Source organism: Deinococcus sp. Leaf326 (assembly GCF_001424185.1).
GTDB lineage: Bacteria > Deinococcota > Deinococci > Deinococcales > Deinococcaceae > Deinococcus.
The window spans coordinates 1,783-14,556 of sequence record NZ_LMOM01000041.1 but is presented as its reverse complement, the minus strand read 5'-3'; the positions used below and the strand labels follow the sequence as shown (position 1 = coordinate 14,556).

The following is a 12,774-nucleotide window of genomic DNA, read 5'->3' as shown; positions in this document are numbered from 1 at the left end:
CGACGAGGCCTTGGTCGAAACCGCTGAGAACCTCGTGTACGAAGTCATGATCCGTTTGATGGTGCGTCGGTTGGCAAAGTCCCCGCCCTGACCTTTTTCAGACGCACTTTATTRATCACGTCACGGCTCAGCATTGATAGTCTTGGGGCATGCCTGGATGGCAGCCTACCCGTTATTCCCGTGCTCAACTCGAAGAGCGCCGCCTCGCGGCGCTTGAATGGATCGCACGCGGAACGCACAAGAATCAGGAGATTGCCGATCACTTTGGGGTCTCGGTCACCGTGTACAGCTGGAAAGGTCGGCTGAAACGCAACGGCAGTCTTCAGGCCACCGTGGCCAGGGGTCCAGTCTCGCGGCTTACGGCGGAGCAAGGTGAGCGGTTGCGCACCCTCGGTACGTGGGCAGGGACGGTGATAGAGATCACCAGCCGGCGAGATCATCCTTGAGGTCGTCGGCAGCGAGCTGAGCGTAGCCCTTGCGGGTGGTGTCGACGGATTCATGGCCCAGGTGAGCGGCCACTCGGCCGAAGTCTTTGATCTGCTGCAGCAACCGTGTTCCGGCGTACTTGCGTCCGGGGTGGAAGCCTCTGAAGTCCACCCCGGCCAGGGCGAAGGCTTTGCTGATGTGGTGTCGGGCGGTCATGGCATNCCGTGTTCCGGCGTACTTGCGTCCGGGGTGGAAGCCTCTGAAGTCCACCCCGGCCAGGGCGAAGGCTTTGCTGATGTGGTGTCGGGCGGTCATGGCATGCCTATACCGGAAGAGATGGGTACTGGGCGTCGTCCGTTTCCCATCGGTATGGTCTGGGCCGCCTGGTCCATAGAGGCCTCGGTAATGACGGGCTGCACGCGCGAGGCTGGTGCTCATGGCCACCACTCGACCCTTCCGGCCCTTGCCGCTGCGCACATGCAAGCGCTTGGCTACCTCGTCGAGGTCATCCCACTCCAGCGCCAGGGCCTCGCTAATGCGCAAGCCAGCATGGGCCGTCAGGAAGAGCAGGAACTTGGCGTGCACGTCGGCATGTTCGAGCACATCCGCCAGCTCGTCCTCGGTATAAGGCGGGCGCTTGATGATCCCCGGCGTGCGGTCCTTGGGGACCTTCGTATCGCGGAAGGGGTCAGCCTCCGTGGCGCCGGCCCAGCGCAGGGCACGGTAGAGGCAACCTGCCGATGCGACCTTGAGCTGGACCCCCGCAGGTTTGCGCCCAGCAGCGAGGAGGGCGTTGATGTACCCCTGCGCATCGTGGCGACCTGGCCGAAGCAGGCTGAGAGCCTGAGCCGTGGCGTACTCGACGAACTGCCGGGTGCCCAGGGCATAGGCCTCGACCGTACGTGGACTGGTCAGGACACCGCTGCCACCCTGATGCGCGAGATAGGCCGTGGTCAGGGAGATCAGAGCGTCGACGTCCTTGTCCGCCGCAGCTTTCACGGCACGGCGGCGCAATTCCTCGTCGTGGAGGTTCGTCCACTCGCGGGTCTGCGCGAGCAAGCTGCCCTGGTATAGCGCAAGGGTCATGGGGTGCTCAACCTATCAAACTCAGGCGTTCTACGGGAAATAAGGCTGCAAACGCCCGTGTTGGTCGAGAAATTTCACTCGTGTTCCCTCACTCAATCGGCCATCACCTTGGCGACAGCGTGTCACTTGACTTGACTGTCATCATTCGTCCTGCCAGAATATCGGAAAATAAAACAAAGGTTCACTAGGTGAAACAATGATAGAAAAGGACCTAGCCGCGGGTTCCATCCGCGCCGTCGAACGTGCGTTTACCTTGCTCGACGTCCTCGCACGTTCAGATCGCTCCCTTACCCTCACCGAACTCAGTGTCCGGACCGACATGTCCAAGGCCACTGTGATTCGCTTCCTCGCCTCTTTAGAGCAGTGGTCCCTCGTTCAAAAGATTCAAACCGGATATCAGCTCGATGTCGGCACGCTGCCCCTGGCCTACGCGTTCCTGATGAATGACAGCCTGAACCGGGCCGCACTGCCCGTTCTTCAGCAGGTCGCCCTCAATACCCAGGAAACCGTCACCATGTATGTCCGGGCAGGGATGGAACGTGTTGTCGTGCAGCGTGTCGAGGGACGGACGCCGTTCGCGCATACCCTCCCGGTGGGTCAGCGCCTTCCTCTGCTGCTCGGGGCCCCCGGCCTCGTGCTCGCTGCCTCAATGCAGGTTGCGGATCGTTATGCCCTGCTCGAACACCATCCGGAAGTCGTGCTCGCTAATGGTCAGCGCTTGGATCGGCCCGCACTGGAAGCCCGGCTTGACGAAGTCGCCCAGCAAGGCTACGCGATCAGCCGGAGTGAACGCCTCCAGCAGATCTTCGCGGTCGCTGCACCCGTCAGGACGTCGGACCAGACCGTCAAGGCCGCTGTAGGGATCACTGCCCACGAGAAACGGGTCACCCCCGAGCAGGTCGAGACTCTCGTAGAAGAGGTCATGCGGGCCGCCCGGACCATTGGGGAGGCCTCGGGCGCCTGGTCCACCGGACAACAAGGGCTCAATGTCTCGGCCGAGCCGGTAGCTGCTCGTCGTTCCCGTCAGCGTCAGGACTGAACCGTGACCTCGGGAGACACTATGCACCGACCTCAGCAAATCGCCGCCGTCATCCTTCTGCTCTTTGCTGCCTTCATTGTGTGGCAAGCGTTGAGACTCCAGTACTACACCCCTCTCGGTCCGGGAGCAGGCTTTTTCGCCGTCTGGCTCGGCGGCCTTCTCAGCCTCCTGGCTCTCGTTCAACTCCTTCAAGCGACCCGGGCGTCCCGCAAGCCAGTAGCCGTTGATCCGGCGATCAGTGGGAGTCCAGAGAGGGAAGAGGAGCAAGCGATGCCTACTGGGCGCGCACTCCTGCGCGTCGGAGCCGTACTTGGAGCCCTGATCCTCACTGGCCTGCTGCTGCCCGTGCTTGGCTTTCAGGTTACCGTCTTCGTCCTGCTGGTCTTCCTCCTGCTGGGCCTGGAACGGGTGCGTCCCCTGACCACCCTGATCGTTGCCGTGGTGTTCAGTGTCGGCCTGTTCCAGATTCTGACGCGCTACCTCGATGTCGAACTGCCCCTCGCCTCCCTGTCTTTTCTCAAGCAGCTCGGGCTGTAAGGAACCCAGTCATGGACTCACTCACCAACCTGATGCATGGCTTCGGAATCGCGCTGGAGTGGCAGAACCTGCTCTATGCGCTGCTGGGGTCTGTCCTTGGTACCCTCATCGGCGTTCTGCCCGGCATCGGCCCTGTCGCTGGTACGGCCCTGCTGATCCCCCTGACTTTCCAACTGCCCGCCACCGGCGCGATCATCATGTTGACCTCACTGTTCTACGGCACGGCCTACGGCGGCACCATCACCAGCGTGCTGCTTAACGTTCCAGGCGAGGCCGCCTCGGCCGTCACTGCCATCGATGGACACCAGATGGCCAAAAAAGGCCGTGCAGGAGCTGCCCTAGCCATTTCTGCCATCGGCTCGTTCGTGGGGGGCACGTTCGCTACTATTGCCCTGGTCCTCGCGGCTGGCAGCCTCGCGCGTCTCGCTCTTCAATTCGGACCAGTAGAATTCGCGGCACTCACCTTGCTGGGCCTCTCGCTGCTGATGGGCCTGGCGGGTAAATCCCTAGTCAAGGGCCTCATGATGGGTCTATTTGGGCTGCTTCTGGCGCTCGTCGGGCTTGACCCGGTTCAGGGTCTTCCGCGCTTCACGTTTGGTCATATTGAACTTCTCGACGGCTTAAGCTTCGTGGCTGTCGTCATGGGGCTGTTCGGCTTGAGTGAGATCCTGCTCCTTGCCTAGAGTCGCTTGCGACCTGTGGTCGCTCACGCCATGAGCTCCCTCATGCTCACCCGTCAGGACCTGCGAGACTCCACTGCACCGATTCTGCGTGGCAGCGTCATCGGTACTCTTCTAGGCCTGGTGCCCGGCATGACGGGTTCTGTGTCCTCCTTGCTCTCCTACGTCGTGGAGCGCAAAGCGGCCAAGCACCCCGAGCGCTTCGGCCATGGCGCGATCGAAGGGGTCGCCGGACCAGAAACCGCGAACAATGCGCACGCCAACGGCGCCCTCATCCCTTTGTTCACCCTGGGCATCCCCGCCTCCCCAACGGTCGCGGTGCTGATGGGCGCGTTTCTGATGAAAGGCCTGGTGCCCGGCCCGCTCCTCTTTCAGGAGCACCCAGACGTGGCCTGGGGTGTCATCGCGAGCTTCTACGTTGGCAACATCATCCTGCTGATCCTGAATCTTCCCCTCATCGGCATCTGGGTCCGGGTACTACAAATTCCGCAGTCCATCTTGATCGGCATCATTCTCGCATTGCTGGTGGTGGGCGCCTACACCATCAACAACTCCGTCTTTGACATCTACGTGATGTTGATCTTCGGCGTCATCGGCTACATCCTGCGCAAACTCGATTACCCGATCGCCCCGATCATCCTTGCGCTCGTGCTCGGCCCATTGATGGAACGGTCCCTCCGTCAATCCTTGGAACTGTCTCAGGGCAGCCCACTCATCTTCCTGCAAAGCCCGATCGCGGTTGGGTTCCTGCTGGCTGCTGTCCTAGTTCTGCTTTCGCCTGCCTACCGGCCGCTCCTGCCCCGGTGGCAGCGACGCAGCACCTGACTCGTCTAGAGCGGCATGTCAGCACGCATCGACCGTTTTATCCCACCTGACCGCCGAAGTTTCTGCCTGTCTTCTCCAATGAAAGTCCCTCCGATGCTCTACGCCTGTCCTCGGCCCTTCATCCGCGATTCATTCCCTGTTGCCCTGCGCAGCACCCACTGAGGTTCGCCATGAAATTCACCCCCAAGCAAGGCCTGATCACTGTGACCACCCTCCTTCTGTCCGCGAGCCTGTCGTCTTCGCCGGCAGCCGCCCAGACGCGGGGCGCCACTTTCCCAGAGAAAGGCAAGACCCTTCAGATCATCGTCGGCTTCGCCGCTGGCGGCAGTACTGACGTGGGTGCCCGACTGCTCGCCAAAGGCTTGGAGAAGGAACTCGGCGTGCCTGTCGTTGTCGTGAACCGTCCCGGCGCTGGCGGCCAGCTTGGGTACGTTGCCCTCACTCAGGCGAAACCCGATGGTTACACAATTGGTAACACGAACTTTCCGTCCGCCGTGGTGACCTATCTCGACCCTGCGCGGCAGGCCACCTACAAACGCGACAACTTCCTCCCATTGGCGCTGCATGTCGTGGACCCCGGCCTGTTCGCAGTACGCAAGGACAGCCCCTACAAGACCCTTAAAGACGTCATTGCAGCGGCCAAGGCCAATCCTGGGAAGATCACGATCTCTACCACGGGCCTCCAGACCGATGAGCATTTCGCGATTCTGCAACTGGAGAAGATGGCGGGCGTGAAGTTTGCTCCTGTGCACTTCTCTCAAGGCATCGCTGCAGCGACAACTGCCCTACTTGGCGGAAAAATTGACGTGTTTGGTGGGAATGTCGGCGATCTCCTGGGTCAGTACAAAACCGGTGAGGTGCGCATCCTCGGTGTAATGGATGATCGCCGCAGCCCCTTCTACCCGAATGTGCCTACGTTTGCCGCCTACGGGTACAAGCTGGAAAGTTCTGCTTCCCGTGGTTTTGCAGCACCCGCCGGGACACCTACTGCCGTCGTCAACGTCCTGAGTAAGGCTATCCAGAAAGTCGCGAACTCTGAAGAGCACAAGCAGGAAATGAAAAACCTGGGCTTGACCCTTCGGTACATGACCCCCCCCAAATACACGACGTATTGGAACACCTACGAGAAAGACATTCGCGACCTTCTGCCGCTGTCGCGTCAGTGAGTCAACTTCTCAACCCCATTAGAGGTCGCCTATGACACAGAAAATCCTTGTCACTTCTATTTTTCTTCACCCTGGCGGAGAGGTTGATGCTCTTCTCCGCTCCGAGGGCTTCGAGCCGGTCTATGCTCCCGCTCTCCAGAAACGTACAGAGGACGACTTGCTAGCCCTGCTGGACGGCGTGTCGGGTGCGATTATCGCCAACGAGCCTTTCACTGATCGGGTCCTGGCAGCCGCACCGGAGCTGAAGGTCATTTCCCGAACGGGCGTGGGCTTCGACAGCATTGACGTGGCCGCCGCCACGCGGCACGGGATCGTGGTCTGCAATACGCCGAACGTCAATCGGTACGCCGTTGCGGAATGGACCCTGGCAATGATGCTCGGCTGTGCACGCCACACCGCCAAGAACTGGGCGGAGATGAATGCAGGTGGATTCAAGCGCTACGAAGGCACCGAACTGCATGGCAAGACACTTGGCCTGGCTGGACTGGGCGGTATTGGTAAGGAAGTGGCGAAGCGCGCACACGCTTTTGGCATGACCCTGCTGGCCTACGAGGAGTACCGTGATGCGGAATTCGCGGCTCAGTATGGGGTCACGTATGTCGACCTCGACGCGTTGATTGAGCAAAGCGATTACCTCAGTCTCCATATCCCCCTGAATGCCAATACCCGTCACTTCATCAATGCAGAACGTCTCCAGCGCATGAAGCCCAGCGCATGCCTGATCAACACGGCCCGTGGTGGAGTGGTCGACACGGTCGCGCTTGCCGATGCCCTGCGCCAAGGCACCATCGCGGCGGCGGCCCTGGATGTGTTCGAAGAGGAGCCTCTGCCAGCAGGCAGCCACCTGCATGGTCTGGATAACCTCCTGATGAGCCCGCATGTCGGTGGGGTGACGACTGAGGCACGCGACAATTCGGGTCGCCGCGCCGCGGAGAATTTGATCCGCACCCTCAAGGGAGAAGGACCCGTGACGCCCGTGAATCCGGATGTGCTCAGCACTGCTCGGTTTGCTCTAAGCGCTCCCTGAACCCGTCTTTGCAGTACAGCGACGGAGCATCCGCTCGGCCTTCCGTGCCTGGGTCGCCCGACCCATCCCCTCCAGGAGAACCCACCATGCGCATTCCTGACTCTGAATACCTTCGCAATGATGTCGAACGCACCTCACCCGAACTGGTCGCCCGTGCTTCCGGGTTCGCTGCGTCGATCCTGGCAGACGTTGCCGGACGCCGAGGCACCTTACATGGCCGCGTCCGTGCATTGAGCTCCGCCATGCGTCTGGCAGGTCCTGCCATTACCGTCGAGGTGCGTCCAGGCGATAATTTGATGATCCATGCGGCGATGGCCATTGCCCAACCTGGGGATGTGTTGGTCATTGACGGTAAGGGCGATCAGACCTGCGCTCTAATGGGCGAAATCATGATTAGTCAATGCATGGCCATAGGGTTGGCGGGTGTGGTCATCGACGCGGCCATTCGTGACTCGGTGGAAATTCAGAACCTGGGTTTCCCGGTGTTTTCGGTGGGAACCAATCCCAATGGTCCGACTAAGTTTGTCCCAGGGCGAGTCAACTACCCGATCAGTGCGGGCGGGATCATGGTTCGGCCTGGCGACCTCGTGGTGGCCGACGCCGATGGCGTATTCGTTGGTGAACGTGAGCAGGTCGACACACTCCTGACGCTGGCCCAGAAGAAGGTCGACATGGAGACGTCGCGGCTGCGTGACATCCGGAGCGGTCAGAAGCTGATTCCGGGCTGGCTGCCTGCGGCGTTGACGGCTGCCGGCGTCCTAGAGAAGCCTGTCGCGCGCGAGTGAAGGAGAGGAACCCGTTACACCGATGAACAGGAAAGGCTGGGAATGACCCAGCCTTTCACGCTTTGATCTCGTTCTAGGTTATTTCGGTCCCCCTTGTGGAGAATTGAGAACGGAATTCTGCGTGCTGGAGCGCATAGAAAATGCAAGCTCACAGGAGGGCCAGGAAGGGCCCTCCAAATTATTTTGAGGGGTATAGGAGGGGTCTGTAGAGAGGGTGAGGTCGAGGGTTGAAATCTGCGCCTGTCAGGAATAGAGAGGAAAATTGGGGATGGATTACGGGAGGCTCTGGCAAACTGGTTGTTGGCCTTGAGCGTTTCTGTGATGACATAGATTTGCGAGGGCTGGATGGTCGGAAAGCCTTTCTCTTATCTAAGAGGATTTAGGTAAGACAAGATACCCATTGCCCTGGCATATGCCAGAGCCCCGCCTCACCGCTTGATCCACTCCTGCAACTCCACCGCCGCCTCCGGCCCCAACGTCCAGTCCACCCGGCCTGTGCCCTCGCCCTGCCCCTCCGCATGCACTGTCAGCACCCCGGCTGCGCTGCTCAGCCCCGCATGCCACACCGTCGCCATCATGCTGGCATCCTCCCCGGGCACCGCCGCTCGACCACCTCGTCGAAGGGCGCGGCGGAGGTCGGGCTGAGGTCGAACCAGAAGACCTGCGTGCCGGCCACGGTGCCAGCCACGCGGTACGTGCCCCCATATAGGGCGATGTCGAGCTGCGCGCCTTCCAGGGCGGTCGGGATCAGGATCAAGTGCTGAGACATGGCCCAGGGTAGACCTACTTCTGGCGTGATGGCGGCGTGCCGCCCTTCACGACTGCGTAGGCGTGATCGAGAGCATCCTCGACCGCTGCGCCAGATCCCAGCCAGTAGCGCCCACCCGCATGTCCCCTCTTCGGCGTGTGCTCTAGTAGACCCAGCGCAGTCAACTCACCCAGGAGCTGCTGCACGCGGGACAGGTCCAGCATGGCGCCCCGGAGGGCGATCCGGACGGCCACATCGTTGAGCGACTTGGACTCCAAGGTCAGGAGCAGCAGGACGCGTGCCTGCCAGAAGGTGAGCGGTGGGACGGTTATACCGTGCCTGAGAGCGTGAACTTCAAAAGCTGGGTCATGCGCACAACGTAGGGCGTGCTTGCACAGCTGTGTTGAGACCTGTCTTTTCACTTCGGGAGTTCCCAGCGGCGCTGGACTTCCTCCCCCTCTGCCCGCTGCTGGGCTTCGGTGGCAGCCAGTTCTTCTCGCCGGGCCACGATCTCCTGGACTCGGCGCCGCTGCCGCTCAAGCCACGCCTCGATTTGCCGGGCGCTCCGGTCCGCGTAACAGGGGTCATTCTGCCGGTCCATACCTCAGCGTAAACATTCAGGGTCAGCGGTGTCCACAAGCGTTCAAGATGACCTTACTCGACTGGCACGGCCTCGAAGAAGTCATCGTCGAGCCAGCCGCCGAGGTCGCGGCCGGTCAGCTGCAGCTCGGTGGCCCACAACGCCCAGGCGGCGGCATGAATTTCCCGATGGCAGCCGAGGAAGTCAGCCAGCTCTCGGTGCAGGGCGTTCGGGGGTAAGCCCAGGCCGGCGCGCTCGTATAGAGCGCCCAGGTGCAAGGGAATCTCGGGCAGTGAGAGGTGCTGCACAGGGCCACAGTATCCCCGCTGGAGCGTGGGTGGACAGAGGGGCCAGAAGTCGCCCCCTGGCCCCTCTCCTTGCGACACACCCCACTTTGTTCAAGAGGTCAGGACGTCTAAGCCAGAAAACTGACGCTTTTTGAGCTCTACACCATCCTGGGTCAAGGTAATGGTCTTGCCAGGGAAGGTCATCGCAGTATCAAAAGTCAACAGAGCCACCGATGCCAAGGTGTGGGTCAAATCCATGGTCACTGTGCCATCGCGTCCTGTGATGGTGACTCTGTACATACTGGATAGGGTCGCATGGCAGAGGCAATGTTCCACGAAGGGTTTTGCCAAGCAGTTCTGACAAGGGTCGTTCCCTCGGATGAAGGCGGATTGAGAACCCGAAACACGATAAAGTCCCACCCCGCCTCGGCTTCGTGCCTGGGCGGGGTGGGACTTTATCGCCTTACGCCCGCGCGGCTACAGGCAGATCGTCATAGTAGATCTCGAAGGCCGCCTGCATCGCCGCCTTCCCGCCCCCCGCCACTACGAAGGCCACCTCATTCCCGCTGCTCACGTCTCCGGCCGCGTACACGCCCGGCACCGTCGTCCGGTGGATCAACGGGTCGACCTTGATCCCTGCCGCCGTCATCTCACAGCCCAAGGCCTCGGCCAAGTTGGCGCGCAGTCGGCGCTCCCCGTGCGTGTAGAGCACCGCCCGCTCAGCACTCGTGCCATCCGCGAAGTGCAGCTGCACGCCGGTGCCCGTCCCTTCGACCCGTGCGAGCGCGCAGTGTAGAGGGCGGCGCTTAAGCCAGCGAAGCCGCCGCCGATGATGAGCACGTCATGGGGGGTCGTGGAACATGGCTACAGCTTATCGGGCACATGGGCAGCGCGTGATCGCACAAGAGGCCCACCCTGCCGGGGCCGAAGCCGCAGCAGGGTAGGTCGGTGGGTCAATAGCAGCGCGCGCAGTCATCACGCCTGAGCGGACACCAGATCTGCCAGTTCGTAGCCCTGCGCCACGCTACGCCCGAACAGGTCAACCAATTTAATATCTCGCGGTGACGCTTGGGGCCGGGGCTGAGGCGGCGCAGGATCATCACTGGAAGAAACAGAATCAGCCTCAGAACGAGGCTCAGCGCCGGGTCATCTGGATCTTGCCGCTCCCCTCGCCCACCTCAGGTCCTGCCGTCTCGTAAGTTATTCCCTGAGAACGCGCCTGAAGCCGACATCATGTTCAGACCCATGATCAGCCCGACACTTCCCGCATTCGCGTTCCCCACAGTTCGGCCCACGAGCTCGCCATCGCTGTACCAGTTGCCCTCGACGGCTCCGTTCTCTTGCTGCGCTGTCCACTGTGTATGGCCGAAATTGAACCAGACCGTTGCGCCGGTCGGGATCACCCGAATGTCCTGCGTTCCGACGGCAGAGTAGAAGGCGGGCTGGGGGGTGTCCATACCACCTCCGCAGGCGGTCAGGGTTAGAGCGAGCAGCGAGCCGAACATTAGCTTTTTCATATCCCTTGCATGTACTACGCAGGACGATGGTCGCGGTACGCAGATGCGCACTCGGCGGGAGTGTCATGCCCTCTGCTAAAGTTAAACCACCGTGCAGGGGAGGGGCTGAGGGTGCCCTACTGTGGATCACGTCTTACGATAGCCCTGAAACAAGCTCTTAAATAAGGATCAGCGATTGACTTCACCGCTGTATTTGTAACGTCTCAGACATGTGGAACGTCCTAAATTGCGAGCGAGGCGAACCTCTACTGTGTTCACCTCAGTTTGAGGGGTTGCTCCTGAGAGCAAACGAGATCACGGGTGACCAAAGGCCTCTTTCTGATCGCGCCTCAGTCGAGGTGCGTCCCTGACTTATGACCAGAGAGGCAAAACGGGGACCGAGTGTCCCTTCAGCTGCTCACGCTTGCCCGAGGAGTTCTATGATTCCTACGTTTCGCGTTCTGGCCTTGTCCCTGACCCTCCTTGCCCTCAGTGCCTGCGATCAGGCGGGTCAGTTGGTGTCACCGGGTCTCACATACAGCGAGACGGTGGCGCAAGCGAATGCGACCCTTCCTGCATCAGGCGCCGCAGTAGGCCAGGGAAGTGGCTACAGTACGGTCCGGGTCAGCCCGTCTGCCGTGGAGGTCGAGATGCTGAGCTGGGTCAACGAAATTCGTACGCGCGGCACGGTGAGCGGCCAAGACGTGATTGCCGGCAGTTGCGCTGAAGGGACATTCAAACCCGGGGTACTGAGCGCCCTGCGGTTCGATGGAGCAGCAGGCCTTGCTGCCCGGCGACATGCCGAATACATGCTCGGCGAGGGCTACGAGGCTCATGCCGAGACGCGCACGGCGTCTCCGATGTTCTATGGTGGGACCGTCCAGGACCGGATGGCCCGCGCCCAGAGCGAATCTGGTGAACCGTCTCGAGTGCCTGCCGGTGAGAATGTGGTCACCGGGTATGCCGACGCTCGGGCGGCCACCATCGCCTGGATGAAGAGCCCCGATCACTGCGCCAACCTCCTGGGTTCCCAGTACGTCGCTATGGGCACCGGGTACGCCGCAGACGAGTTCTCGCCCTCGGACTTTATTGAGAACGGTAATCTGCGACGCTACGAGCAGAATTACGTGCAGGTGTTCACGATTCGCTAGCAGGACTTTGTCACTCTAGCGTGGCGGTTGCTACGCCAAGAACCTTCTAGGATGAGGTCATGCCCACCGTTTATGACGTATTGGAATCGGCGTTGGCGGCAGCGATCGACACATGTCTCCATCAGCTGATGGCCTAAAGTGCGTCTGAAAAACGTGCTGGTACAGGTTTTCCCTGCATCAACAAAGGTGGACGATTGGGCTGAGGTGATACGCCCATGTCCCGATCTGCCTATCCGAACGATCTGACGGACGCCGAGTGGCACGTTCTTTTCCCCCTNCATGAACAGCTCCGGTCAACTGGGGGACGGAACAACAACTATTCGTGTTGCGCCCGTTGGCGTCTTGGGTGTGGCGGGGGGGACCAGTGTGACAGCGGGTACGGCCCATAGCTCGGCACTTCGGTCAGACGGCACGGTTCAAAGCTGGGGAAGAAATGACAGTGGCCAAGTGGGGGATGGTCCCGCAGCAACAAAGGTGGACGATTGGGCTGAGGTGATACGCCCATGTCCCGATCTGCCTATCCGAACGATCTGACGGACGCCGAGTGGCACGTTCTTTTCCCCCTCCTTCCTCCAGAAGCCTCCGTAGGACGCCCTCGGAAATGGTCGTTTCGAGAGATCCTGGACGGGATTTTCTACGTCCTGCGGGGCGGCATCGCTTGGCGAGCGATGCCTCATGATTTGCCTCCGTGGCAGACGGTCTATCACTCCCATCGTCTTTGGCGGCTCCATGGGGTCTGGGAGGCATTGCACACGATCCTTCGGGAATTGGTCCGTCAGCGTGAGGGTCGCGCAGCGACCCCCAGCGCAGCGATCATTGATAGTCAATCCGTCAAGACCACAGAAGCTGGCGGGCCTCGCGGCTATGACGGGGGCAAGAAAGTGAGTGGTCGGAAACGTCACCTGCTCGTCGACACCTTAGGGCTGGTCATGGCGATCAAG

The 12,774-nt window shown here is 61.0% G+C and carries 16 protein-coding genes and 4 pseudogenes; 10 read left to right on the top strand and 10 right to left on the bottom strand.

Annotated elements, in window-relative coordinates; genetic code table 11:
* Positions 1–91, top strand: a pseudogene (locus ASF71_RS25205) (IS5/IS1182 family transposase); the annotation flags it as partial.
* Between the two features lie 329 nt (positions 92–420).
* Here ASF71_RS25205 and ASF71_RS25200 read toward each other — a convergent pair.
* Together ASF71_RS25200 and ASF71_RS13445 are read right to left on the bottom strand one after the other, a co-directional pair.
* Positions 421–647: pseudogene (locus ASF71_RS25200) on the bottom strand (integrase); the annotation flags it as partial.
* 1 nt (position 648) lies between these two features.
* Positions 649–1,512: tyrosine-type recombinase/integrase (locus ASF71_RS13445; RefSeq protein ID WP_235514451.1), on the bottom strand; the 864-nt coding region annotated here is incomplete at its 3' end.
* Between the two features lie 196 nt (positions 1,513–1,708).
* Here ASF71_RS13445 and ASF71_RS13440 point away from each other — a divergent pair.
* The 6 genes and pseudogenes from ASF71_RS13440 to ASF71_RS13415 all read left to right on the top strand — a co-directional run bounded on the left by ASF71_RS13440 (position 1,709) and on the right by ASF71_RS13415 (position 7,571).
* Positions 1,709–2,551 carry an IclR family transcriptional regulator gene (locus ASF71_RS13440; RefSeq protein WP_056301063.1) on the top strand — a complete coding sequence of 281 codons (843 nt, stop codon included), beginning with the start codon at positions 1,709–1,711 and terminating at the stop codon, positions 2,549–2,551.
* A gap of 21 nt (positions 2,552–2,572) precedes the next feature.
* Entirely contained in the window at positions 2,573–3,088 is a 516-nt protein-coding gene (locus ASF71_RS22890) for a tripartite tricarboxylate transporter TctB family protein (RefSeq protein ID WP_082506028.1), read from the top strand.
* A gap of 11 nt (positions 3,089–3,099) precedes the next feature.
* Positions 3,100–4,593, top strand: a pseudogene (locus tag ASF71_RS25195) (tripartite tricarboxylate transporter permease).
* Positions 4,594–4,763: 170 nt separating this feature from the next.
* Positions 4,764–5,759: a tripartite tricarboxylate transporter substrate binding protein gene (locus ASF71_RS13425; RefSeq protein ID WP_056301057.1), complete on the top strand. Its 996-nt coding sequence runs from the start codon at positions 4,764–4,766 to the stop codon at positions 5,757–5,759.
* Positions 5,760–5,790: 31 nt separating this feature from the next.
* Positions 5,791–6,786, top strand: a complete 996-nt coding sequence (locus ASF71_RS13420) for a phosphoglycerate dehydrogenase (RefSeq protein ID WP_056301055.1) — start codon at positions 5,791–5,793, stop codon at positions 6,784–6,786.
* An 86-nt stretch (positions 6,787–6,872) separates the two neighbouring features.
* Positions 6,873–7,571 (top strand): RraA family protein, encoded by a 699-nt coding sequence (locus tag ASF71_RS13415; protein WP_056301052.1) that lies wholly within the window; start codon positions 6,873–6,875, stop codon positions 7,569–7,571.
* Positions 7,572–7,999: 428 nt separating this feature from the next.
* Here ASF71_RS13415 and ASF71_RS25190 read toward each other — a convergent pair whose 3' ends face one another.
* The 8 genes and pseudogenes from ASF71_RS25190 to ASF71_RS13385 all read right to left on the bottom strand — a co-directional run bounded on the left by ASF71_RS25190 (position 8,000) and on the right by ASF71_RS13385 (position 10,643).
* Positions 8,000–8,149, bottom strand: a complete 150-nt coding sequence (locus ASF71_RS25190) for a hypothetical protein (RefSeq protein WP_235514448.1) — start codon at positions 8,147–8,149, stop codon at positions 8,000–8,002.
* Positions 8,146–8,340: a hypothetical protein gene (locus ASF71_RS25185; protein ID WP_056301050.1), complete on the bottom strand. Its 195-nt coding sequence runs from the start codon at positions 8,338–8,340 to the stop codon at positions 8,146–8,148. Before ASF71_RS25185 ends, ASF71_RS25190 begins: the two co-directional genes overlap by 4 nt.
* A 14-nt stretch (positions 8,341–8,354) precedes the next feature.
* Positions 8,355–8,597, bottom strand: a complete 243-nt coding sequence (locus ASF71_RS13405; protein ID WP_235514446.1) for a hypothetical protein — start codon at positions 8,595–8,597, stop codon at positions 8,355–8,357.
* Between the two features lie 140 nt (positions 8,598–8,737).
* Positions 8,738–8,920 carry a hypothetical protein gene (locus tag ASF71_RS13400; RefSeq protein WP_056301045.1) on the bottom strand — a complete coding sequence of 61 codons (183 nt, stop codon included), beginning with the start codon at positions 8,918–8,920 and terminating at the stop codon, positions 8,738–8,740.
* A gap of 53 nt (positions 8,921–8,973) precedes the next feature.
* Entirely contained in the window at positions 8,974–9,207 is a 234-nt protein-coding gene (locus ASF71_RS13395; protein ID WP_056301043.1) for a hypothetical protein, read from the bottom strand.
* Between the two features lie 90 nt (positions 9,208–9,297).
* Positions 9,298–9,486 carry a hypothetical protein gene (locus ASF71_RS23850; protein WP_156372820.1) on the bottom strand — a complete coding sequence of 63 codons (189 nt, stop codon included), beginning with the start codon at positions 9,484–9,486 and terminating at the stop codon, positions 9,298–9,300.
* Between the two features lie 163 nt (positions 9,487–9,649).
* A pseudogene (locus tag ASF71_RS13390) lies at positions 9,650–9,958 on the bottom strand (FAD-dependent oxidoreductase); the annotation flags it as partial.
* A 406-nt stretch (positions 9,959–10,364) separates the two neighbouring features.
* Complete coding sequence (locus tag ASF71_RS13385) at positions 10,365–10,643, bottom strand: hypothetical protein (protein ID WP_156372818.1); 279 nt, start codon at positions 10,641–10,643, stop codon at positions 10,365–10,367.
* A 479-nt stretch (positions 10,644–11,122) separates the two neighbouring features.
* Here ASF71_RS13385 and ASF71_RS13380 point away from each other — a divergent pair, with 479 nt between their 5' ends.
* From ASF71_RS13380 to ASF71_RS25180, 3 genes are all read left to right on the top strand, one after another.
* On the top strand, positions 11,123–11,833 hold the full coding sequence (locus ASF71_RS13380) for a CAP domain-containing protein (RefSeq protein ID WP_056301035.1): 711 nt from the start codon (positions 11,123–11,125) through the stop codon (positions 11,831–11,833).
* Positions 11,834–12,112: 279 nt separating this feature from the next.
* A complete protein-coding gene (locus ASF71_RS25805; protein WP_082506026.1) occupies positions 12,113–12,367 on the top strand; it encodes a hypothetical protein in 255 nt (84 codons plus the stop codon).
* On the top strand, positions 12,337–12,774 hold a 438-nt coding region (locus ASF71_RS25180; protein WP_369814995.1), incomplete at its 3' end, for an IS5 family transposase. The genes ASF71_RS25805 and ASF71_RS25180, both read left to right, overlap by 31 nt.